20 protein-coding genes and 1 tRNA gene are annotated in these 23,466 nt (G+C 33.5%); 10 read left to right on the top strand and 11 right to left on the bottom strand.

What is annotated here, in order from left to right; genetic code table 11:
* Positions 1–107: 107 nt before the first annotated feature.
* The gene (locus AACL20_RS02340) at positions 108–260 is read right to left on the bottom strand and encodes a hypothetical protein (RefSeq protein ID WP_339052488.1); all 153 of its coding nucleotides are present in this window, start codon (positions 258–260) and stop codon (positions 108–110) included.
* Between AACL20_RS02340 and AACL20_RS02335 the strand changes: the two genes are divergently transcribed.
* From AACL20_RS02335 to ralF, 3 genes are all read left to right on the top strand, one after another.
* A protein-coding gene (locus AACL20_RS02335) for an IS5 family transposase (RefSeq protein WP_339051669.1) occupies positions 259–1,079 on the top strand; the annotation gives its coding sequence in 2 pieces (ribosomal slippage) (positions 259–646 and positions 646–1,079; 822 coding nt in all). The two genes, AACL20_RS02340 and AACL20_RS02335, sit on opposite strands and share 2 nt — an antisense overlap.
* 65 nt (positions 1,080–1,144) lie before the next feature.
* Positions 1,145–2,230, top strand: coding sequence for an IS481 family transposase (locus AACL20_RS02330; RefSeq protein WP_339051889.1), 1,086 nt, complete (start codon positions 1,145–1,147; stop codon positions 2,228–2,230).
* A gap of 705 nt (positions 2,231–2,935) precedes the next feature.
* Complete coding sequence (gene ralF / locus AACL20_RS02325) at positions 2,936–4,060, top strand: T4SS guanine nucleotide exchange effector RalF (RefSeq protein ID WP_339052487.1); 1,125 nt, start codon at positions 2,936–2,938, stop codon at positions 4,058–4,060.
* A 358-nt stretch (positions 4,061–4,418) separates the two neighbouring features.
* Here ralF and AACL20_RS02320 read toward each other — a convergent pair.
* The 5 genes from AACL20_RS02320 to argS form a co-directional block, all read right to left on the bottom strand.
* Positions 4,419–4,495: transfer RNA gene (locus tag AACL20_RS02320), tRNA-Met, on the bottom strand.
* 352 nt (positions 4,496–4,847) lie between these two features.
* Positions 4,848–5,717 (bottom strand): GTPase Era, encoded by an 870-nt coding sequence (era, locus tag AACL20_RS02315; protein WP_339052486.1) that lies wholly within the window; start codon positions 5,715–5,717, stop codon positions 4,848–4,850.
* 14 nt (positions 5,718–5,731) lie between these two features.
* Entirely contained in the window at positions 5,732–6,412 is a 681-nt protein-coding gene (rnc, locus tag AACL20_RS02310; protein WP_339052485.1) for a ribonuclease III, read from the bottom strand.
* On the bottom strand, positions 6,393–7,220 hold the full coding sequence (lepB, locus tag AACL20_RS02305; protein WP_339052484.1) for a signal peptidase I: 828 nt from the start codon (positions 7,218–7,220) through the stop codon (positions 6,393–6,395). Before lepB ends, rnc begins: the two co-directional genes overlap by 20 nt.
* Positions 7,221–7,605: 385 nt before the next feature.
* The gene (gene argS, locus AACL20_RS02300) at positions 7,606–9,327 is read right to left on the bottom strand and encodes an arginine--tRNA ligase (protein ID WP_339052483.1); all 1,722 of its coding nucleotides are present in this window, start codon (positions 9,325–9,327) and stop codon (positions 7,606–7,608) included.
* 258 nt (positions 9,328–9,585) lie between these two features.
* Between argS and AACL20_RS02295 the strand changes: the two genes are divergently transcribed.
* The 5 genes from AACL20_RS02295 (at position 9,586) to AACL20_RS02275 (ending at position 13,191) form a co-directional block, all read left to right on the top strand.
* Positions 9,586–10,857, top strand: coding sequence for an MFS transporter (locus AACL20_RS02295; RefSeq protein ID WP_339052482.1), 1,272 nt, complete (start codon positions 9,586–9,588; stop codon positions 10,855–10,857).
* A 146-nt stretch (positions 10,858–11,003) separates the two neighbouring features.
* Positions 11,004–11,351 carry a 4a-hydroxytetrahydrobiopterin dehydratase gene (locus AACL20_RS02290; protein WP_339052481.1) on the top strand — a complete coding sequence of 116 codons (348 nt, stop codon included), beginning with the start codon at positions 11,004–11,006 and terminating at the stop codon, positions 11,349–11,351.
* A complete protein-coding gene (locus AACL20_RS02285; RefSeq protein WP_339052480.1) occupies positions 11,342–11,989 on the top strand; it encodes a queuosine precursor transporter in 648 nt (215 codons plus the stop codon). The genes AACL20_RS02290 and AACL20_RS02285 overlap by 10 nt, the downstream gene beginning before the upstream one ends.
* A gap of 325 nt (positions 11,990–12,314) precedes the next feature.
* Positions 12,315–12,728 carry an IS630 transposase-related protein gene (locus AACL20_RS02280; protein ID WP_339051860.1) on the top strand — a complete coding sequence of 138 codons (414 nt, stop codon included), beginning with the start codon at positions 12,315–12,317 and terminating at the stop codon, positions 12,726–12,728.
* A complete protein-coding gene (locus tag AACL20_RS02275) occupies positions 12,706–13,191 on the top strand; it encodes an IS630 family transposase (protein ID WP_339052479.1) in 486 nt (161 codons plus the stop codon). The genes AACL20_RS02280 and AACL20_RS02275 overlap by 23 nt, the downstream gene beginning before the upstream one ends.
* A 66-nt stretch (positions 13,192–13,257) precedes the next feature.
* Here the strand turns inward: AACL20_RS02275 and AACL20_RS02270 are convergent, their stop codons facing one another.
* From AACL20_RS02270 to AACL20_RS02260, 3 genes are read right to left on the bottom strand one after another with little or no spacing between them, the layout of a single operon-like run.
* Positions 13,258–13,905 carry an epoxyqueuosine reductase QueH gene (locus tag AACL20_RS02270; RefSeq protein WP_339042312.1) on the bottom strand — a complete coding sequence of 216 codons (648 nt, stop codon included), beginning with the start codon at positions 13,903–13,905 and terminating at the stop codon, positions 13,258–13,260.
* 15 nt (positions 13,906–13,920) lie between these two features.
* Positions 13,921–14,670 (bottom strand): TIGR02186 family protein, encoded by a 750-nt coding sequence (locus tag AACL20_RS02265; protein WP_339052478.1) that lies wholly within the window; start codon positions 14,668–14,670, stop codon positions 13,921–13,923.
* A complete protein-coding gene (locus tag AACL20_RS02260) occupies positions 14,667–15,566 on the bottom strand; it encodes a sulfite exporter TauE/SafE family protein (protein WP_339042308.1) in 900 nt (299 codons plus the stop codon). Before AACL20_RS02260 ends, AACL20_RS02265 begins: the two co-directional genes overlap by 4 nt.
* A gap of 585 nt (positions 15,567–16,151) precedes the next feature.
* On the opposite strand from AACL20_RS02260, the gene AACL20_RS02255 reads away from it, so the two are divergent.
* A complete protein-coding gene (locus AACL20_RS02255; RefSeq protein WP_339052477.1) occupies positions 16,152–17,417 on the top strand; it encodes a dicarboxylate/amino acid:cation symporter in 1,266 nt (421 codons plus the stop codon).
* A gap of 497 nt (positions 17,418–17,914) precedes the next feature.
* Here the strand turns inward: AACL20_RS02255 and AACL20_RS02250 are convergent, their stop codons facing one another.
* Positions 17,915–18,706, bottom strand: a complete 792-nt coding sequence (locus AACL20_RS02250) for a cytochrome c1 (RefSeq protein ID WP_339052476.1) — start codon at positions 18,704–18,706, stop codon at positions 17,915–17,917.
* 403 nt (positions 18,707–19,109) lie between these two features.
* Positions 19,110–21,692, bottom strand: coding sequence for an ATP-dependent chaperone ClpB (gene clpB, locus AACL20_RS02245; RefSeq protein ID WP_339052475.1), 2,583 nt, complete (start codon positions 21,690–21,692; stop codon positions 19,110–19,112).
* A gap of 536 nt (positions 21,693–22,228) precedes the next feature.
* On the opposite strand from clpB, the gene AACL20_RS02240 reads away from it, so the two are divergent.
* Complete coding sequence (locus tag AACL20_RS02240) at positions 22,229–22,873, top strand: OmpW family outer membrane protein (RefSeq protein ID WP_339052474.1); 645 nt, start codon at positions 22,229–22,231, stop codon at positions 22,871–22,873.
* Positions 22,874–23,466: the final 593 nt, after the last annotated feature.

Below are 23,466 nucleotides of genomic sequence, written 5' to 3'. Positions count from 1 at the left end.
AAGAAATTAACTGGTACTATAAAAAATCATACCTTTAAATACTCACGCGTGCACTGATAAAGGCAGTGCAATAAATCAGTTAATCTCTATTCTTGATATGGTTTAGTTCATAAATTAGAAGACTGCGTTATAAAAAGATGAATACATGTCTTAGAAACAGTGTGTAAAGATGCTTTAAAACGAATGGAATCAATTGATAATAGACCTCTTGCATAACCATATAAATTGATTAAAATCCTTGATTTTATCAAGGATAACATGAAGTTTGAAAACATCAAAGATGAATACGCAGAAGAGTTTCGCAGGCTTACTGGCATTAAACGAGGAACGTTTGAAGTTATACTAAGTATATTAAAAGAAGCTGAAGCTATTTTAAAGTCTCAAGGTGGAAAACCCAATAAATTGGCTTTAGAAGATCGATTACTCATGACGCTTGAGTACTTGCGTGAATACAGGACATATTTTCATATTTCCCGCAGTTATGGAATAAGTGAAAGTGCCTGTTATCGTAATATACGTTGGATTGAAGATACTCTAATTAAAGATAAACGATTTTCACTACCTGGACGTAAAGCATTACTAAAAAGCGATTCTGAATACGAACTTGTGTTAATTGATGCTACTGAAACACCGATAGAACGACCTAAAAAAAACAGAAGCACTTTTATTCGGGAAAAAAGAGGCGACATACTCTAAAAACTCAGCTTATTGTGGATAAAAGGAAAAAAGAAATCATTTGCACTAATTTTTCTAATGGCAAGCGTCATGATTTCAGGTTATTTAAAGAATCCGGAGTTCACATCCACCCTGAGATTAAAGTTCTTACAGATACTGGTTATCAAGGCATTGATAAGTTGCATTATAATTCAGAGTTACCAAAGAAAAAGACAAAAAAGCGACCACTAAGCAGGAAAGATAAAAAGAAAAATCGTCAATTGTCTAGTGAACGTGTTTTAAATGAAAACGTCATAGGCATGATCAAACGATTTAAAATTATCGCTGATCGTTATAGGAACAGAAGAAAACGATTCGGTTTAAGGTTTAATTTACTTGCTGGTATCTATAACTTTGAGCTTTAAATGTATTAGTCGATATTTTATCTTACATTTGGTAAACTAAATTAGTTATTAAATGGAGATAAGCAATGAACTTAAATCAAAAAATAATCAAACCTAAAATTGGTTTACTTGAATTGGCCAAAAGCCTTGGTAGTATATCATCTGCATGTAAGGCAATGGGTTATAGTAGAGATAGCTATTACAGATTTAAAGAACTATATGAAACAGGAGGAGAAGAAGCGCTATACGAAATAAGTCGTAAGAAGCCAATAATGGCTAATAGAGTAGATCCTAATGTAGAAAAAGCAGTAATTGATATGGCGATAGAGTACCCAGCATATGGACAACTTAGAGTATCAAATGAGCTGAAGAAGAGTGGTATACTTGTCTCACCTGGTGGAGTCAGGTCAATTTGGTTACGTAATGATTTAAATAATATCAATAAAAGATTGAAAGCATTAGAAGCTAAGATGGCCCAAGATGGTATTATTTTGACTGAAGCACAGCTGCAAGTACTAGAGAAACGTAGTAATGAAAAAGAAGCACATGGAGAAATTGAGACACAACATCCAGGTTATCTAGGTTGCCAAGATACATATTATGTAGGAAATTTCAAAGGGATAGGAAAGGTTTATGCTCAGGTGTTTATTGATAGCTACAGTAGATTTGCTGATGCTAAACTGTATACTGAAAGAACTGCAATTACTGCAGCTGATATGCTAAATGATCGAGTGTTACCATGGTATGAGAGTCAAGGGATACCAATGCTTCGTATTCTTACAGATCGTGGAGGAGAATATAAAGGGAATATAGAGCACCATGCTTTTGAGTTATTTCTCAGTATAGAAGGTATAGAGCATACTACAACTAAAGCATATTCACCTCAGACTAATGGTATGTGTGAACGTTTTAATAAAACTATGAAACAAGAATTCTTTGATACAGCTATGCGTAAAAAGATTTATACAGCATTAGATGATTTGCAATTAGATCTTGATATTTGGTTAGAACATTTCAACAATGCAAGACCTCATTCTGGTAAATATTGTTATGGAAAAACTCCTATGCAAACTTTTTTGGATAGTAAAAAGTTTGCTGTGGAAAAGAATAATGAAATCTTGTATCTCAGTTACATATCTGACAGTCAAAACTTAACTGACAAGCAGATATAAAATTTATAACTGTCTGTAAGATCAAATATTGACTTCTACACTTTAAATAGGTTATGCAAGAGGTCTAATATATAATCCTCATCATGGAATTGCGACAATTATCATACTACATACTTAGAGTCAATTTTAAGTTGTTTTTAATTAAATTATACCTTGATAAATATATCATAAAAATTACATTTTTTGATTTGATAAAATTTCCAATGTTGCTATCATTTATACACATTGTCTACAACCATAAGGTTAAAGAGTAGTTCTATATCTATCTTTTAATCAAAACAAATGACAGTTAATGCATGTATTTAAGAGTCTATTGATAAAGAGCGAGTAAGAAAAATGATGTGAAGAAGTGCGATGGCATGAGATAAGAAGCATGGTCAGACCAACCTACTGTAGCTAAATTAGATGAATAGCTAGAGGTATGATGCGCTTGAAATAACATATGAACTTAATTTGATGACCTTATAAAACAAGCAATAATAAGTGTAGCTATGTTAGAAATCGGAAAGTTTTTTTAACATAAAATCTTTCGCAATAATTATGATTTTTTGATCTAACAATAAGCATATAAGTCTATGACAAAACGCATTACAAAATCTTTTGATATTGAAGAAAGCATATCTATAGCATGATACTTGATTTCATACTTTATTTCACTGCTATAGACATTATGAAAATTAATATTTTGAAACTATAAGTAATAATATGCACGAGAAATTTTCTGCTGAAATAAGATCTCAAATTGCTAAGGTTTTTAATGCTAAGCCAAAGAATGGGATCGCACAAATTAAAGATATTTGTAATACATTACAAATAGATAAAGAAAAACAAATTGCAGCTTTCTTTACAACAGAAAAACAAAATCTAGATTTATCTGAAATTGGAGATTATCTAGGCACCAAAGCAACAGAAAATCAAAGTGTACTAAAACATTTTGTTGCAAGTATGGAATTTAAAGATAAACCATTTGGTGATGCATTACGTGATTATTTAAAGAGTTATAAGTTGCCTGGAGAAGCACAAAAAATAGACAGACTAGTTCAAGAATTTAGCGAAGCTTATGTGCAACAAAACCAATGTCAAGATTTTAATCACCCTGATGCGGTATATCTATTAGCATTTGCAACTATCATGCTGAATACTGACTTGCATAATCCATCTATTCGAAACCATATGAGTTTTATACAATTTCAAAACAATTTAAAAAATGTAAATCAAGATAAAGACTTTGATCATGAATTCTTGCAACATCTATATCAAGATATCAAGAATAATCCTATTGAAATGAACTTTGTAAAGGTGCCTATGGGCATGCAAATAAATTCCTTAGCACTTCAATATGATAAAACTTTTACTATGTTATCTACATACATAGCTAATATGAATGTATCACGTATACAAGATGTGTTTCCTGTATTAAATGGTAGAGATTTAAAAATTGAAGTACATGCTCCAGAGTCGTGGTTTAGCATACTCATGGGATATCAAGGGACTATTACAGTAACTGATAAGAATACTGCTGATCAAGTCACCATACAAACATACAAACCATCTATCATTTCTAGACTCTTTTTTAATGATAAGCCTAGTCTCATTATACAACCAATATCTATCAGTAATGAAACGCAACTTGGCTCTTTGCAGCTTGCAGCTCAATGTGCAGCTAGCTTTAAACCTGAAATTAATACTTTCAAGTCTACATATGAATATGAAAGACTTGAGCTAGAGCAGGCGTACCGTGAAGCGAAAAATATACAAACTAAAACATTGAGCCATCAGCAACGTCTAGCAGAAAATAACTTAACTACTGAGAATAGTATGTATAAATGATTTTTTTTATTATATGTGTCTATCAATCAATAAGTAAAATTTTTTTTGAATTGAGGCATAGTACGCGCACCAAAAGCCTCGGAAGCAACATAAAATGATGTTTAGAGCGTAAAAATAGTGGTTTACATCCGTAAGAAAATGTTATAATAAACGCAAAAACCTTACGGATCTTGTGAAAGTAGTGTTTACTAAACACAGGAACAATTAATATATCCTAAAATTAGCGCAGCAAATCAATTTTTGGCGGATGGACTGCAAAATTTATGTTGTCAAAAAATTATAGTATATCAGAATCGATCTAGATTTTTGAGCATATACTATAATTTAGAGCTTACAGCTTTTTATAACACATAAACTGTGGTAGCGAAGGAGGGATTTGAACCCCCGACAAACGGATTATGATTCCGCTGCTCTGACCAACTGAGCTACTTCGCCATAATAAATATTACTTTGTATAACATAGCTATAGTAATCTAAAAGATCTTGGTATGAAAGACACAACTATAACTATATTTTCAAAAACACAAAGCTATAAAAACAATTACCCTAACATAAAAATAATAACGCCTAAGTGAAACATAAATTTATGATTCACATAAGATATAAGAGAGGTAAAGACCAATCTTGTCTACCAATTCTGAAGCCATATGTCAACTTTTAAAAGGTATAACAATAAAATTAATGTATATAGCTGGTAAATAAAGAGTTGATATTTCGGATTTTGATATAACGCTATATTTCAAAAAAAGCTTGAATTGTAGCATTCCTTGCAAAATGCAATAAAATGCTAGAGAAGGCATTGTTTTTCTATCCAATCTTCTTTCACTTTTACGTATAAGAATAAATGTATAGGTCTATCTAGTATATTTGAGATCTTTACTCTACTCTTTGATCCTACTTCTTTTATCTTCGCTCCTTGTTTGCCAACTATAATGTTTTTTTGAGATTCTTTTAAAACATGTATCACTTGATGAATCTTTGCACTGCCATCATCAAGCTCTTCCCACTTTTCAGTTTTTACCTCTATAGAATATGGCAATTCCTCTGCAAGCGTCATGTATAGAGTCTCTCTTGTAACTTCCTCTGCAATTTCACGCTCTGTTTTATCAGTTACCTCATCTTCCTTGAAAAGCCATGGCATTTCCTTTGCATTTTGTGTAATAAATGACAAAAGATTGTCAATTCCATTTCCACGCAGCGCAGAGATCATAAAGATAGAATGAAAAATGCTGAGTTGATTTAGAGACTCCATAATTGGCAATAGAGTCTTTTTATCACGTAATTTATCTATCTTATTTATTACTGCAATACAGATTTGATTGTTATTTTTCACTCTCTCTTTAATTGTTAATAAATATTCAAGAAAATCTGAATTTGGATCGATCAAAAAGCATATTATATCAGCTTCGTTTATTCCATCCCATGCCGACCTTACTATTTGTTTTTCAAGAGGCTTTTTAGGTTTAAAAAGCCCAGGAGTATCTATAAAAATTATTTGTGTTTCTCTTAAATTTACTATTCCTCTTGTATTAAATCTTGTTGTCTGCACCTTTGGTGTAACTATGGAAATCTTTTGTCCTACCAACAGGTTAGTTAACGTAGATTTTCCAGCGTTTGGCATTCCTGCCAATGCTACTATAGATAATTTTTTAGACATTCTTTTTAATTATATTAACCACTTACATGTGTTATTTTTTCTAGCATCATACCAGCAGCCTTTTGTTCCGCTTCTTTTTTAGAACGCCCAGTTGCAATTACTTTTCCTATCTTATGAATTTCAACCGAAATACTAAATATTGGAGAGTGAGGATCACCTTCCTCATTTTCTAAAACATAGATTGGATTTGTCTTATAATGTTTCTGCATCCACTCTTGTAATTTAGTCTTCTGATTTTTGTTTTCGATTTCTGGATTGCCTAAAACATCACGCCAAAGCTCCTTTATAAAAGACTTTACTGTTTCATAATCACTATCTAGAAAAACTGCTCCTATTAATGCCTCCATTGCATTCTCAAGATTTCTTGGATTACTCCGCCCACCTATGATCTCTTCTCCGTGATCCATCATGATAGCTTCATTTAGATTAATACTTAATGCAACCTTCGCAAGGCTTGTTGTATTCACAGCATTTGCATGTATTATTGATAGCGGTCCTTCAAGAAGATCCGAATACTCATGGTAGATTATATCTGCAATGACCATGGAAAGCACACTATCTCCAAGAAACTCTAGCCTTTCATATCCATTCTTTGGCGCATTGCTTATTTTATTCTTACCAAGACTTGGATGAGTTAATGCAAGCCTTAATATGTCTGGATTATTGAATTTATAATTAATGAGTAACTGTGTCACTTAAACCTCCAAACATTCTACCAATATCCATGCTTGAAAAAAATTTTTTAAAAGAAAAATCACCAGGCCAGATTATTACATCAGCCCTGCCCATTAATTTATCTTCTGAAACATAGCTTATGCCACTTGAATATCTACTATCTGCAGAATGATTTCTATTATCACCAAGAAAAAAGTAATGACCCTTTGGTACTCTATATATTGGTGTATTATCCTCATCAAATCCATTATTTGAATCAGAGTTGCTTTTGCGTTGATGAATCTTGTATACAACATCATTTGGAAGAATTTCTTCATATACATCATATATAATACTCTCTCCACGCTCACCAATTTGAGTTGACGCACCTATTCTTTTTCTTTGTACTGAAACATCATTAATATACAAAATTCCATCTTGAATTTGTATCTTATCACCAGGAAGCCCTATTAGTCTTTTTATATAATTAATCTTATCACATGGAAGTCCTATGAGTTTTTTTATACACCAACTTTCCTCATCTGGCGCTTTAAAAACTATTACATCGCCTCTTTCCGGTGGAGTGAAAAATACTCTACCTTTAAAACTCTCTGGCGAAATAGGAAAACTAAATCTTGAATATCCATAAGCATATTTAGAGACAATGAGCCGATCGTCAATCATAATTGTAGGCACCATAGAAGATGTAGGTACCTTAAACTGCTCAAAAAATAAAGACCTAAACAATAAAGCGATAATCACAGCCCATATAATAGTCTTTGTATACTCAATGAACTTTTCTCTACTTATACCAAAACTCTTTCCATGCTCAGATGTACTTACTTTCATATATCTTTTAATTCATTCAAACTTTTTATAAGTAACGCGTTATATATCATCCATTGCTAGAGATATTACGTCACTAGTTAAACAACTGTTATTGTTAAAAACACACTAGACTTCTTCAAACGCTTATTCCAGCGACAAATTGCTTTGTCGCATCCTTTTAAAGCCTGGAGATGCTAATGTATTTTATATACACTGTGTTCCCCAGCGTTCCGTATGCTACTTTTATTTGCCCCACTGAAACAAATTTTTAAAGAAGTCTAGTGTGTAGCATACAATAAAGAAAGCAACATTACAATTTTGCTTGAGGCGTATTGAAAACAACATATACACTACTGACTAATGGTTTCTTGAAAGAAAGATGAAACTACTATCAATTCGAACACTGCTACATACTCTCTACTGCTTTTATTCCTATAATATCTAAACCAGACTCTATTGTATTAATAAACGTTTGTATTAAAATCAACCTTGCAGCTGTTAGCTCTCTATCGTTTTCTACTATAAACCTAAATTGAGCATTATGAGTTCCATATCCCCAAATTTGATGAAATGTTGTTGCAAGGTCATATAGATAGTATGGAATCCTAAAAATTTCGTAAGACTTTGCAGCACTTTCAACAACCTTTGGAAAGATAGCTATTTTCTTTATCAATGTCATATCTTGTTCAGAAACAAGTCTTTCTAAATTAGCACACTCTATATCTTGTGTAATCCCAAGTTCTTTAGCTTTTAATAAAACTGAATGTGCTCTTGCGCTTGCGTATTGTATATAAAAAATATGATTATCTTTAGATTGTTCTTTCATCTTCGTGAAATCAAGGTCTATCACTGTATCATTTTTTCTGCTAAGCATTCCAAATCTTATTAAATCCTTGTCGAGTTCAGATAAAATATCTTGTACTGTTAAAAAATTTCCAGCTCTCTTTGACATTTTAAATGGCTTTCCGTCTTTCATTAGATTGACTAATTGATTAATGATGACATGAATTTCAGCTTCATTGTTGCTAAGTGCACTAACGATAGCTTTGATTCTTTTTGTATAGCCACCATGATCTGCACCGAGCAATAGTAACATATTAGAAAATCCTCTGTTCAGCTTATCTAAGTGATAAGCTGCATCTAAAGCAAAATATGTGTAACTTCCATCTGAACGCACAATCGGTCTATCAGCATCATCACCAAATTTCGTTGCTCTAAATATTGTTTGCTCTGTAGATTCCCAGTCATCACTAGTCTTAGATTTAGGCGCTTCTAAAACTCCACTATATATTAAATCAGCATCTTGAAGTCGTTTTAAAGTTTCTTCAACTAATCCTTTTTCAAGAATATCACATTTTTCAGACGTAAATTTATCATGAATCACGCCAAGATCCATCATATCTTTGCATATTATCTTCATGATCTGATCAACAGCAAATTTTTTCAATATCAAGTCACGTTCTGCATCTACAATGTTTAAAAGCTTATTTCCATGTAATACTACTAATGTTTTTGCTATGTCGATCAGATATTCACCTGGGTATGAGTTTTGTGCAAGTGTTGCATCTATTCCAAGCTCTTGTTTATATCTTATGAATAATGAGTGAATCAGAGTATCTATCTGCTTTCCAGCATCATTTATATAGTATTCTCTAGTAACTTTAAATCCACATTTAGAAAGTAATTTTGCAAGTGCATCGCCATAAATTGCACTGCGTGCATGTCCAACATGCATAGGCCCAGTTGGATTAGCAGAAACAAATTCTATATTAATCTCTTGATTTTTTCCAATTTTACTATCACCATACTCTTTCTTTGATAAATAGGTTTCGCGCAAGAAGTGTTGCCAAAAGCTATTGGTAAGTTTTATATTGACGAAGCCAGGACCTGCTACTTCTGAGGACAGTACATAATCAGACTTTGATAGCTCTGTTGCTATCGATTCTGCTACTCTCTTCTGAGATTGTCCTGTATGATTTGCAAAAATCATTGCAGCATTAGTTGCTAAATCCCCATTTTTAGGGTTATTTGGCACTTCTACCGTGAATATAAAATTAGAGTTTTGTTCATGCTCAAATTGCAGCAATATATTTGTTATATTTTCGTAAAATATAGAGAAGATATTCATAAAATAGATGGTCTTGTATATTAGATAATAAATGGATTTGGAATTTTTGTGTAATATGATGTCTTTTCAGCATGCTATGCATGTTTATATGCTACATCAAAACAATAGATGCTATAAAAATAACAAACTTCAGTTTTATGCTAACTACCTACACAATTAATTAGTCGGGTTCTTCGGCCTATTTATCCTTCAAAATGACCAAGATAGAAAGGGTGTAAGGTGTTTTACATAAACTACCAAGAGAGGTAATGAAAAAACATGTCAGACATGATTAATAACATAATAAAATCAAGAAGTGTATACTTTGCTTGGCTTACTGCTGCACTTTTCTTTTTTTATCAGTATGTACTGAGAGTTTCACCAGGTGTAATGCACCATGAACTTAGAACTGAGTTCTTGCTCACAGCACAGCAATTTGCATCACTTGGTTCTATTTACCTCTTGGCATATTCTATATTGCAAATACCGCTCGGTGTGTTGATGGATAAATATGGAGCAAAAATTGTAATTCTTGTTTCTATACTACTTTGCAGTATTGGGTCTATAATGTTTTTCTATGCAAATACGCTTAGTACCATGCAGCTTGCTAGGTTTTTAATAGGTGCTGGTTCTGCTGCTGCTTTTATGAGTGCACTTAAAATAGTTGCAGATAACATGCCACCTGGGAATAGAGCTGTGCTTTTAGGTTTGACACTAACAATAGGGGTTATGGGCGCATTATTTAGTGGTACTATAATAAGTAGCATCCTCACAGTTATATCTTGGAGAGAAATCTATAAGTATATGGCATTTTTTGGCTTTTTAATGTTTGTATTTTCTTTCTTTAGCATTAAAAAAAGCATTACTCAGGGACCTATAGTACGCGCAAATATGTCATCTTTTAGTATATCAAGTATGCTTCTTGAAATCTCAATAGTGCTGAAGAATCCTGTGATAGTGATGTATGCAATACTATCAGTTGGACTATATACTCCTCTTTCTGTTCTTGCAGATTTAATGGGAGTTGCTTTTATAGAGCAGAAATTACTTGTGAATAATGTTATAAGCGCACGTACCACAATGCAACTATATCTCGGGCTTGCAGTGGGTAGTATCATGATTCCATATTTATGTGAAAGATATAATATTATCAATCGTGGAATACAAGTATGTGCAACTGGAATATTAATAAGCTTTTGTACACTGCTATATTTCCCTGATCTCTCTTTAGAAGGCGTCTCTTTTATACTATTTATAATAGGTGTCTTATGTGGATCTGAGATGTTATGTTTTACAGGTGCGCTTAGAGTTTCTGATCATCAAAATTCTGGTGTGATAATAGGTACAATTAATACCCTTAATATGCTTGGCTGCGCTATACTAGACCAGTTTACTGGTTATCTACTCGATCTTCAGTGGAATCACATATATGATATAAATAATGTAAGAGTTTACTCAGTACAGAATTTTGTTATTACATTTTCGTCTTTGGTAGTTGTTATCTTTATTGCAGTTATTATTTCAATGTTTCTAAGAAGACATGGCAGATAATAATGAGTTTATTGAGAGGAATAGTGGAATAGACGGATTATTTAAAATAGTTATTAGTATATAGGTAGCATAGTATCGTATAAACTTAATTTAAAAATCACTTTTGTCAAATTAGGAAATATTTATATTATTTTACTAGGTAAGCTATGACCAATATTCATTTACTAGCAGATAAGCAATGTTTGCCATATCAAAATGATATAATGCCGCTTAATAAGCATGAGATACATAAATTATTAGATCAATTACAAAATCATTGGAAAGTAAATAGTTCTGGACATGTATATAAACGCTATGAGTTTAATAATTTTATAGATGCTATGGAATTTGCAAATAAGGTAGCAATTATTGCTGAGAGAGAGAAGCATCATCCAAATTTAAGTATTGAATGGGGAGCTTGCTTAATAGAGATTTGGACGCATAAAGTAAATGGACTAACTGAGAGTGATTTTATACTCGCAGCTAAGATTGAGGATATAACTTCATGCCTATAGCTGAAAAAGTTTATGCTAGCCTTTGTATATTATTCTCCGGTCTGATAATATTAGGAAACTTAGTTTATCAAAAATTCGTTATTTTACATGTACCATCGATTTATACATTCGAGTTATCTGCTGGTGCTATTTTATACCCCCTCACCTTTTCGATTACTGATTTAATCACAGAATTTTATGGGAAAGCAAGAGCCAATTTTTGTGTGCGTTTTGCAATACTCACTAACATAGTAATAGCAACAATCATAGCACTTATAGATTATTTACCTGCCACAAGTTGGTCAAAAGTTGATAATCTAACTTTCCACAAAGTATTTGGTTTTTATAGTGTTGCTTTTATAGGTTCTATGATCGCATGTTATGTATCACAAGCAGTTGATATTGTGATGTACCTATGGATATATAAGCTTACGAAAGGAAAGCATCTATGGTTAAGAAATAATGGTAGTACATGTATATCACTTTTTATTGATACTACTATTGTTATAGTATTTTTGACAATGTTTAAGGTTTTGCCAGCTGAGCAAATGCTAACACTTATTTTTAATAGTTATGTATGGAAGCTATTTTTCACTATATGTAGCACTCCTATGTTCTACATATACGTGCGCATAATAAAGCTCATATTAAAAAATTGAGTAGCTTGTACGTTGCGCCAAAAGTCTTGAAAGTGCGCATGAAATGGTGCTTGGAGCGCAAAAATAGCGCTTTAAATCCGTAAGAAATCCATCCGCCAAAAATGAAAATTTTTTAAATTGATGTATAATATTAGCTTATAGAAAGACCTTTTGCTAAAGCTAAAGGCTTCAACATGCCTAAGCAGAATTACGAATTTTATTAAAGAAAATTCGCACTTAAGGTTTCAAGTAGAACACTTTTGCAGAGGTGAATTTTTAAAATCCATAAGGTTTTTTACAAGTATCGGACAAATTATATAGCAAAAGCGTTATAAAAGGAGTATGAGTGAAGGATTTGCTATGCTATGCTATCAAAGGTATAACTATAGAGAAAAAAATGACCTATCCGCTCTCATTCAGAAAAAAGATATTAAAGATCAAGGCAAAAGAAGAGTTATCATTTTCTGAGGTTGCGAAGAAATTTGGAATATCCAAAGCTGCAATATTTCGTTGGAGTCAAAATATTGAACCACAAAAGTATAGGCATAAGAAATGGAGCAAAATAGACGTTGTAGCACTCAAGAAGGATATAGAAGAGTATCCAGATAGCTATTGCTATGAAAGGGCAGCACGCCTGTGTGCTAGTACAACCGGGATAAGAGATGCGCAATATCGCTTAGGTGTTAGCTATAAAAAAAACTCTAAATCATCCAAAAGCGGATCCAGAAAAAAGATCTATGTTTTGCCAAAGGATTGCTGATTTGGAAAATGAAGGGAAGCAAATTGTTTATATTGATGAAAGCGGCTTTGCTCACGATATGCCTAGAACACATGGTTATTCGATTAAGGGACGGCGTTGCTATGGCAAGCATGATTGGGGTGCCAAAGACAGAACGAATGCTATTGGGGCTTTGATGGGAAGCACTTTAGTTGCTATTGGGTTGCTAACAGGATCGGTTGATACATCAGTGTTTACATGTTGGGTGGAAAACATTTTATTACCCAATATTCCCCCAAATTGCGTGATTGTAATGGATAATGCAACTTTTCATAAAGGTGTTGATATGCAGCAATTGATTGGAAATTCTTGCCACACATTGCTTTATTTGCCTCCATATTCTCCAGATTTAAATCCTATTGAGAAAAAATGGGCCCAAGCTAAACAAATTCGACGTAATACCAACTGTACGCTTGATGAACTCTTTACAAACTATTTGTCATAATCTTTTTATGACGCTTTAGCTATATATCCGAAAATTAGCGCAGCAAATAAATTTTTGATGGATAGACTAATAAAGCTTTTCTTTATAAAACTGTTCACATATTTTTATTTCATTTTTACCGTTTTTTATCCTCCAAGAGTTCGTATCACGCAATGAATATATACAGCCGCAGTATTCTTGCTTATAAAAATTCTCTCGCTTTGCTATTTCATACATCCTTGCACTACCACCATTTTTACGCCAATTATAAGTCCAATATTGAACACCGTCATAATGTGAAGCAGCTCTCTCTCCGCATTCATTAATTTGTTCCATATTTTTCCATCTTGATATTCCCAGAGAGCTTGTAAAAATCGGAAAGCCATTTTCTTTTGCATATAGAGCTGTACGCAAAAATCTCATATCAAAACACATTGTACATCTAATCCCTCTTTCCGGCTCATTTTCCATACCTTTAGCCCTGGCAAACCAATTCTGCACGTCGTAATCAGCATCAACAAATGATATTCCAAAACGCTCAGCATATCTTATATTTTCACTTTTTCTCATCTCATACTCTTTCAAAGGATGAATATTAGGGTTATAGAAAAAGATAGTAAAATCTATCTCAGATGCTAGCATTGCTTCCATAACTTCACCAGCGCAAGGTGCACAACAAGAATGTAGTAAAACTTTTCCGCTACATGGGGGAATTAATTTTTCTCTAGATAGCATATCAATATATTAAATTCATAAAAAATTCTTAAATAATAATCCAACGAGCAAACTTATAAAAATACTCACAAATACGGCTGCGCCAGCATATAGCAATGGGTTTTGTGTAGCAAGATTATCTAACTTTAAATACAATTTATCTTTATGAACAGAAAATGTTAAGTACTTAATTTCTATAATCTTATTATCTTTAACAGCATAAACTTTTACAGTATATTTTCCTGTAATTGCACTCGCAGGAAGATGTATATCATATACAAACATTTTATCTTTTTTATCTATTTGTGAAACATTTCTAATAAAAAATCCATTCTTAGATTGAATTTTTTGAAACACTCTCTGAGTATCTGCAACATCAAATTTCTTTGCATGATGTGTTATTATCTCATTTAAATACCGTATAAAGTTCGCATTTATTGATTCAGTTAACGATTTTATTGTTTTGTTATTTTTATTGGTGGCTGCAATAGAGTAATATGAGTATACAGAAGGTATTACAATATTTATACTATTCACCCAAAACACTATTTTCTTTTCTTTTTTCCAGATCCTATACGTTGCAAGTGGCCCATAAACCTCAACGATAATATCAATATTATCATCAGATATTTTACCAGATACAGACAAAACCTCCTGCTTGAAGTTATATCCTTTTACAATATTCTTCTGAGACAGTTTTGCAGTGATATTAGATCTTCCTGTAGCATTCTCTGCAAGAGAAGTCATCAATATTAGTGATGCAAGAATGATTCTTATGTTTCTCATTGATTTAAGAATTCAATATGATACAAATCTTTTGGCATCACGAATAGATTTATAGCTACTCTTAAGCAAAGCATTATTATAAGAAATCCAAGAAGTACCTTAAAGGTTTCTTGATTAAACCTAGCGCTTATTCTTGCACCTATATGCGTACCAAAAACTGAGCCGATTATCAATGCAAACGATAATACAATATCGAGACTTTGAGAGGTCATAGCATGCAAAATAGTTGCAAAAATTGCAGAAAAAATTACATGAAACTGAATTGTTCCAACGGTATAACTTGGCATTGTCCCAAGTATATGCAGTGCCATTGGAAGCATCAAAATACTTCCACCTATACCAACAAATGATAGCGTAAAACCTCCAACCATACCAACTAATAATGGCAATATCACGCTAATTTTAGCTCTAATACTTGGAAAATAGACGCACAAAATACGAATATGTTTAGCAATATTTGATATTTGTGATTCAGGCAATTTTATTTTCTTATATTTGTAATATATTATTCTTGCTGCATCTTTTGCAGCAAGAAAGCCTGCTATACTTAGAGTTAGAACTAGACCAATTGATACAAAAAGATCCACATGACCCAAGAACGATAAGAGAGAAAATAGCCATATCCCAGTCAGAACACCTATAATGCTACCGCAAAGCATAACTAAGGAAAGTTTATAATCAACTAAAGCACGTCTTGCATATACAAGATATCCAGAAAAAGATGAGGCAATCATTTGATTAGTTGCAGTCACTATTGCAACCTGCGGCGGAATCCCTATAAAAACCAATACAGGAACACAAATCATACTTCCACCTATGCTAAACATGCCAGATAGGAGACCAACTCCGAGCCCCAGAGCAATGAGTACAAGAACGTTAATACTTGTCCCAGCCACTGGCAAATATATCTGATATATGTCCTGCAAGGCTTCCTCCTTCCTCTTTTGCTAAACTACTTTCAATATAAAATCTTTCTAATAGTTAAACACAGCAACAAACCACTTGTATATATTCTAAAATTTGTACTGTGACAAAGCATTATTTTTTATATTATTCTAAAATGATTTTACAGTTATCATACACTAAGCAATAATGGCATACTATAGGTTGAATATTAGAACAGTACTAAAAGGTTGTTTGTGATACTTACAAGCAATATACTACCATTTTGCTGTAAAACTGCTTTGTATTAAAAATGCTCCACTATTCATGTTAAATTGTAAACTATTAAAATAACTAAAATAAAAAAAATAGGATTATAAGAGCTAAAGTAGTGCGCGATGATAATAAAATAAGAACACTTTGTAATTTATTAATTATAATAAAACTACTATTTAATAAATATATAAGCTAAAAATGCTTAGTATAAAGTAAAAATTGACTATTGCATTCTATATGTTGCAATTTAGTTAGTCTTATGATAGTTATCATGTGTTTTTAAGTGTTGTTTTACTATAACTAAACGTGATTGAGGACGTTACATGCGATTTGCAATATTTAGGTTATCATCTTGGCAACAAGTTTTGATAGGACTTGTTCTTGGTATTGTAGTAGGTGTTGTATTCAAACATAACGCTTCTGTTTTAGGCTATTTAGGAAGTATATTTCTGAATCTAATCAAGATGATTACAATTCCAATGATATTCTTTGCAATATTATTTGGAATTACAAGCGTCGAAACCTCAATTGGATTATACAGAATTAGCATGAAAGCATTTGCCGCTTTCTTTATTACCTCTGTTTGCGCTGTTGCAATCGGAATAGGAGCTGCGGCTATTTTAAAGCCTGGTTCTAATGTCTCTCCTTCGATATTAGACGCATATAGAACCGCTACACCACAATCGTTTCAACCTCAATCAGATTCGACGATTATGGATATGTTAATCAATATAATACCAACCAATGTTTTTGAGGCAATGGCAAGTGGTAATATACTGCAGGTTATACTTTTTGCATTTTTTGTAGGAGTTACACTCAATATAAAGCATAATGAATGTGCTAACTTAATTAAGATTTGTCATGAAATAGCAAAGATGCTTTTTCAAGCTGTACAAATGATTATGAAAATTGCTCCGATAGGAGTGTTTGGCTATATGGCATCAATGGTTGGAGAAGAGGGAATAGGCATAATATTCTCGCTTGGTGAACTTATGATCACTATCTTTTTAGGATGTTTAGCACAATATATATTTTTTGGTATTTTAATAATCGTCTGGGGAAAACTTTCTCCTATACCATTTTATAAGAAAGTATTTGGTTGTCAAATGATCGCTTTCTCCACAAGTAGTTCAAAAGCGACTCTTGTTCCTTTGATGCAAGTTGCAGAAAAAAATCTCGGAGTTTCTAGACAAAATAGTAGATTTCTATTACCACTTTCAGCAGCTCTCAACATGGATGGTGGTGCGATATATCAAGGAGCGTGTGCAATCTTCTTCGCTCAAATGATGGGTGTAGATCTTTCTTTTGCGAACTATATGACGCTATTTTTTATGTGCACTTTTGCATCAATTGGTGGGGCTGGTATCCCAGGTGGAGTACTACTATTTTTAGGAATGGTACTGCATTCTGTAGGACTACCAGTAGAGGGTGTATTACTTATTGCAAGTGTCGATAGAATATTAGATATGGCTACAACACTTTTAAATATTACTGGATGTGCGTGTGTGACGCTTCTTGTTGATAAATCTGAAAAAACACTCAATATAAAATTATACAATTCCAAATCTAAACCAAATACGCAAAATTGATGATAATGACTTCATATAATTGCGTGAATTAATTTGTATACTATAGCCAACTAACTATAAAATAATTATAGAGAACAGTTCATCAATTGAGCAATTTTTAGACGAAAATCTAATGAATACGACATCTTTTTAACATTTCCTTTTTCCTTCTTTTATAACTATTTTATAGTTAGTTGGCTATAGTACGCGCACCAAAAGTCTCAAAACAAGCATGAAATAGCACCCCGAGTGTCAAAATAGCGCTTTAAATCCGTAAGAAAATGTTATAATAAACGCAAAAATCTTACGGATTTTGTGAAAGCAGTGTTTTTGCGCGCGGCACAGGACAAATTAATATATCCAAAAATTAGCACATTGCCGAATCCTGAGCTAATTTTTGCACATTTCACTTCTCCATAAAAATTTATTTGCTTGCGCAAATCAATTTTTGGCGGATGGACAAAATAACATCTTATACTTAGTCATCTAATATCATTCGTTTCAATTGCTATAGGCACTCAATCTTTTTTATGAAGTCTGGACCATATACGCCTCTTCGCAAGATACATGATAAGAGTAAATATTATTGTAAAGATAATCACTCTCACACCAAGAGATTTACGCTGTTCCATCTCAGGTTCAGCAACCCACTGCAAAAAATTTACAACATCCCGGGCCATTTGATCAATCGTTGGATTTGTTCCATCTGTATAGTAAACCTGTCCGTCAGATAAAAGTGGAGGAGGCATTGCGATTTGCTCTGACTGAAAGTAAGGATTGTAATGCATACCATCTCCAAGCACAATTGAAGGTGGAACATCTTTTTTATATCCAGTCAGTATGGAATAAACATAATCTGCATCCCCTTCCCTTGCTTTAATAATCAGCGATAAATCTGGAGGGTATGCACCATTATTCGCAGCTCTTGCAGCCTTCTCATTTTCGAAAGGACCAGGCAGGTGATCAAAAATTTTAGCTGGTCTTTGAAACATCGCGCCTGAATCATCTGGCCCATCTTCAACAGTATAATCTGATGCTATCGAATCAGCTTCTTCTTTGGAAAAACCGATTTCCATTAGATTTCTAAATGATAGTCTGCTTACCGCATGACAAGCAGAACAAACTTCCCTATATACTTTCAAACCCCTTTGAATTGCCTGTCTATCAAATGTTCCAAATGGCCCATCGAATTTCCATTTCTCCTTCTTCAATTCTATATGTTCACTTGCCAGTGATATACTAAATGCACAACAAGCAATAAAAAAGAAGCAGAACAAAGCTCTGACACTTATAGAAAACAAGTTCAGCATATACATATTATATTTACATAATAAACACACGTACCAACTGGCCCAGAGTTTATGCTTGCTGCGTTTACAACAAAAGCACAAATAATTATTACCACTATAACAAAATGATAAGTAGACAAACTAAAAAGCAAGCGAGTAAGTCAAAACTGAAGCTAACACAGTATTTCTAAAATGGAAAAAAGTAGTTTAGCATCATCAAAAACTTATATATAGAGAAAAGCTCAGTGCTTATAAAATGTCAAGCTTGTCTCTCACTATTACAAATAGAAGTATCAAGGTATAAACTCGACATTATAATACTCAAGAAAGTACCACGACACTAAGCATTTGTACACTGCATACAGATAAAAAATCGAAAATTTTTCACAACTTAAACAGCAACCAAGAGTACAATATAAACATGCTAGTTATTCTTAATATCTACCAAACTCTCATCATTCATATATACATTTATACTACTGTTTTCTTTAATTTCTCCTGATAAAATCTTTTCTGCTAATTTATTTTGCAGATACTGCTGTATCACCCTCTTTAGTGGCCTTGCACCAAAAGTTGGATCATAACCCCTATCTGCAAGCCATTTTTTTAAGTTGTCATCAAATGTTACGCTTATATTCTGCTGCATTAATAGCGCAGAAAGTTTGGCGAGCTGTATATCAACTATTGCGCTCATATCTGACTGCTTCAGTCTGTTAAATAGTATTATCTCATCTAACCTATTTATGAACTCTGGCTTAAAAGACCTCTTTACAGCCTCCATTACTCCAGTCTTTGCCATCTCTATGGACTCATTTTCCTGTAGTCCTGCGATAATTTCCGCTCCAAGGTTAGAAGTAAGAATAATAAGAGTATTTCTAAAATCAACAGTGCGACCTTTACTATCTGTAAGTCTACCCTCATCTAGCATTTGCAGTAGTATATTAAACACCTCAGGATGTGCTTTTTCAACCTCATCAAATAAAATAACTTGATATGGCCTTCTTCGCACTGCTTCAGTCAAAACACCACCTTCTTCATAGCCAACATATCCAGGAGGTGCTCCTATTAACCTAGCAACAGCATGTTTTTCCATATATTCTGACATATCTATTCTGACGATTGCTTTTTTATCGTCAAACAAAAAGATGGCAAGCGCTTTTGTAAGTTCAGTTTTGCCAACACCAGTTGGCCCCAAAAACAAGAATGAACCAATTGGCTTCTCTTGATCTGCAATTCCAGATCTTGCACGTTTCACTGCGTTACTAACAGATTCCACAGCAGCATGCTGCCCAACAACATATTTCTCCAAATATTGCTCCATATTAAGGAGTTTATCCCGCTCTGAGGTCAACATCTTATCTACTGGAATACCTGTCCATCTTGATACGATCGATGCAATTTCAGCATCAGATATGGATTCTTGCAACATGATATTTTTCTTTGCTTCAGAAGATTCTTTTATTTTTTGCTCGAGTTCAGGAATAACTCCATACATTATTTCTCCAGCTTTATTTAAGTCACCTGAACGTTGAGCAGACTCAAGCGACATTCTAGCGGAATCCAGTTTCTCTTTTAGAGCTTTCAGCTCATTGATTTTTAATTTCTCGCTTTGCCACTTGCTAGTCAGATCCATAGATTCGGATTCCATCTTTTGAAGCTCACTTCTAAGATTTTTTAGTCTCTCTTTTGAAACTTCATCCTCCTCCTTAGAAAGCGCCATTTCTTCTATTTTGAGCTGTATAATTTTTCGATCGAGTTCATCTATTTTCTCTGGTTTACTATCAACTTGCATTCTTAAACGGCTTGCAGCTTCATCTATCAAGTCTATAGCTTTGTCTGGAAGGAATCTATCTGTTATGTATCTGCTTGCAAGAGTAGCAGCAGCAATTATTGCGCTATCATTAATTCGTATTCCATGATGCACTTCATATTTTTCCTTGAGTCCTCTAAGTATTGAAATTGTATCTGCAACAGTTGGCTCACTAACATAGACAGGTTGAAATCTTCTTGCAAGAGCTGCATCTTTTTCTATATATTTCTTATATTCGCCAAGGGTGGTTGCGCCAACACAGTGCAGATCTCCCCTGGCTAGAGCAGGTTTCAGTAAGTTTGATGCGTCCATAGAGCCTTCTGCAGCTCCAGCACCGACAAGAGTATGCATTTCATCTATAAACAAGACTATCTCGCCACTAGCTTGTGTAATTTCATTTAGCACAGCCTTGAGCCTTTCCTCAAACTCACCGCGGAATTTTGCTCCAGCTATCAGCGCGCCAAGATCTAGCGCCATCAATTTTACATTCTTTAAACTTTCAGGGACATCTCCCATTATAATTCTCTGTGCAAGACCTTCTATAATTGCTGTCTTTCCTACTCCTGGTTCACCTATAAGTATAGGATTATTTTTTGTTCTACGAGAAAGCACTTGAATGGTACGTCTAATCTCTTCATCTCTTCCTATGACAGGGTCTAGCTTACCTGATGCAGCAAGTGCTGTAACATCTTTTGCATATTTCCTTATTGCATCGAAAGTTTGCTCAGCATTTGGAGAATCTGCCACTCTACCGCGCCTCAAGTTGTTTATTGCAGATTCAAGTTTTTTGCTGTTTAAGCCAGAGGAATCTAAGATGTTTTGTATATTACTTCCCTTCTCTTCTGCCATAGCTTGCAGTAAGCGCTCAGTTGTTATGAATGAATCGCCATGAGTTGATGCTAGTTCTTCAGCTTTTTTCAGCACTTTTGCCATATCTTGCGATATAAAAACCTGACCGCTTGCACCGCTTCCGCTGATCTTTGGGAGCTTACCTAGCGCTTCACTGATTTTAGATTGAATAAGTTCTGGAGATATAGAACAAACAGAAAGCAACTGCAACACAACGGAATCTCCAGATTTTAGCAATGCTTCCATTAGATGTTCTGGCGTAAGCTGCTGATTTCCCATTGAAACAGCTGAGACATGCGCTTGTTGAATAGCAGCTTTACTATTATCTGTAAATTTTTCTAAATCCATAACTCAAAACCAAAAAATTTGTTAAGACTTCGTGCTTTTATAATTAATATAGGACTCAAGTCTTTTTATTACAAGTATCTGATGTCTAATCATTTGCCATTAATACTTTTAGATTATATTCATCATATTTTTCAAAATTGGTCATCATCAGAATGCTACTTCTTTATGAGACTATTCTAAAAAAATTATTATGCCTGATTTTACAGGCAGTGCCTACTGTTGCATTGCTATAACGCATAAATTTTCTCTGAACAAGATTTTAATATATGCAATATACTATATTTATATCAGCAGCAGTGGCATTAAAATACTGCGAATTTATTAAGAATCTCCAAATTAAACAGATATAACAATAATATATTAGCTAAAAATTTTATATTATGTGATTTATAAGCAACATATGCAAAAATTTTATGCGGAATATATGCATATTCATTTGAAAAAGCGATTCATTCGCATTATCATGCGTTTCCATGTGCGAAACATTGCTAATTTCTTCTTATTCAGAATGTTTCAATTTACAATATATAAATAATATGGAAGGTTATATGAAAAATCTTGGGATGATCTCATATGCAGCTCTTGCGGCAACTATTCTTGCTGGAACTGCTTTAGCTGATGGCGATAAAACTAACAAATTTAAGCCGTTTTATGTAAAAGCAAGCGCAGGTTATGAAATTCTTAGTAGAAAAACGTCAGTCAACTCAGTAAGTGATAGCGCATCAATAAATGGGCCTGCAACTAAATTTTCTATTGGATACCACTTCGCTCAGAGCTTTGCTACGGAGCTTGATCTTGGTGTATTTTACAGAAAAGAAAACGATTCGCACACTGTTAAGTATAATGCCTTTGTAAACTGCCAATATAACTTCACCCCAACTTCTCAGTTTTCTCCTTATATTAAAGCAGGTCTTGGTTATCATGGTATTATGTCGCAGAAGATAAATTTGCCTGCCGCTGCAGTTGGAGTTGGAATAATATATAATGCCTCAAATAATATATTTCTTGATATTGGCTATACCTTCTCTATGTCTATAAAATCTAAAGTAGAAGAACAAACAGTGCAAGAGCTAACGGGAGATATAAAGGTAGGCAATCTCAATCTAAAAGATGTAAATGTAAAATTTAACACCTCTCTCACTGCGCATAATATAGCCATAGGTGTAGGATTCCGCTTCTAATCGCTTCATTTTTTCAAACTCTTCAGCTTTCAATCAAAACAAAGCTGAAGGGGTTTTGACGGATAGGCTGACTTAAAATTTATCACAAAGACAAAATAGTCTGTCCATCATAACTCTAAAGGACATATGATTTATCTTGACTGCAAGCAATTATAAGCAACTATGATGCACCAAAAATCCAGCAGAAAGAGTGGCAAAATTGCCAAAGACCTTATAGATTTTATTGGCAGCACTTAAAGTAGCATTTGCTAAGTATAGGATAAATTTTCCATCCGCCAAAAATTGATTTGCTAGGCAAATAAATTTTTGTGGAGAAGTGAAATGTATAAAAATTAGCCTAAAGCTGCGGCTCTATGCTAATTTTCTGATATATTAGCTCACTATGCTTAAGCAGATGCTACTTTCACAAAATCCGTAAGTTTTTTGAGTCTTTTATAACATTTTCTTACGGATTTAAAGCGCTATTTTGACACTTATGGCAGCATTTCATACCTCTTCTGAGGCTTTTGGCGCACGACTAAAAAAATTAACAGCGCAAGCGCCAGGAAGTCCATCCACTCATAAAGATCTTGAGATGAGCTTCCTAGCTTATA

The organism is Candidatus Lariskella endosymbiont of Epinotia ramella, from assembly GCF_964019805.1.
Lineage (GTDB): Bacteria > Pseudomonadota > Alphaproteobacteria > Rickettsiales > Midichloriaceae > Lariskella.
Note: the sequence above shows the minus strand (reverse complement) of the source record. Positions and strands in the feature narration are given on the sequence as shown.

Coding starts and splice junctions, on each gene's coding strand:
- AACL20_RS02340 (WP_339052488.1), bottom strand. CDS start 260: ATGTTATCCTTGATAAAATCAAGGATTTTAATCAATTTATATGGTTAT.
- AACL20_RS02330 (WP_339051889.1), top strand. CDS start 1,145: ATGAACTTAAATCAAAAAATAATCAAACCTAAAATTGGTTTACTTGAA.
- ralF (WP_339052487.1), top strand. CDS start 2,936: ATGCACGAGAAATTTTCTGCTGAAATAAGATCTCAAATTGCTAAGGTT.
- era (WP_339052486.1), bottom strand. CDS start 5,717: ATGTCTAAAAAATTATCTATAGTAGCATTGGCAGGAATGCCAAACGCT.
- lepB (WP_339052484.1), bottom strand. CDS start 7,220: ATGAAAGTAAGTACATCTGAGCATGGAAAGAGTTTTGGTATAAGTAGA.
- argS (WP_339052483.1), bottom strand. CDS start 9,327: ATGAATATCTTCTCTATATTTTACGAAAATATAACAAATATATTGCTG.
- AACL20_RS02295 (WP_339052482.1), top strand. CDS start 9,586: ATGTCAGACATGATTAATAACATAATAAAATCAAGAAGTGTATACTTT.
- AACL20_RS02290 (WP_339052481.1), top strand. CDS start 11,004: ATGACCAATATTCATTTACTAGCAGATAAGCAATGTTTGCCATATCAA.
- AACL20_RS02285 (WP_339052480.1), top strand. CDS start 11,342: ATGCCTATAGCTGAAAAAGTTTATGCTAGCCTTTGTATATTATTCTCC.
- AACL20_RS02275 (WP_339052479.1), top strand. CDS start 12,706: ATGTTTTGCCAAAGGATTGCTGATTTGGAAAATGAAGGGAAGCAAATT.
- AACL20_RS02270 (WP_339042312.1), bottom strand. CDS start 13,905: ATGCTATCTAGAGAAAAATTAATTCCCCCATGTAGCGGAAAAGTTTTA.
- AACL20_RS02265 (WP_339052478.1), bottom strand. CDS start 14,670: ATGAGAAACATAAGAATCATTCTTGCATCACTAATATTGATGACTTCT.
- AACL20_RS02255 (WP_339052477.1), top strand. CDS start 16,152: ATGCGATTTGCAATATTTAGGTTATCATCTTGGCAACAAGTTTTGATA.
- AACL20_RS02250 (WP_339052476.1), bottom strand. CDS start 18,706: ATGCTGAACTTGTTTTCTATAAGTGTCAGAGCTTTGTTCTGCTTCTTT.
- clpB (WP_339052475.1), bottom strand. CDS start 21,692: ATGGATTTAGAAAAATTTACAGATAATAGTAAAGCTGCTATTCAACAA.
- AACL20_RS02240 (WP_339052474.1), top strand. CDS start 22,229: ATGGAAGGTTATATGAAAAATCTTGGGATGATCTCATATGCAGCTCTT.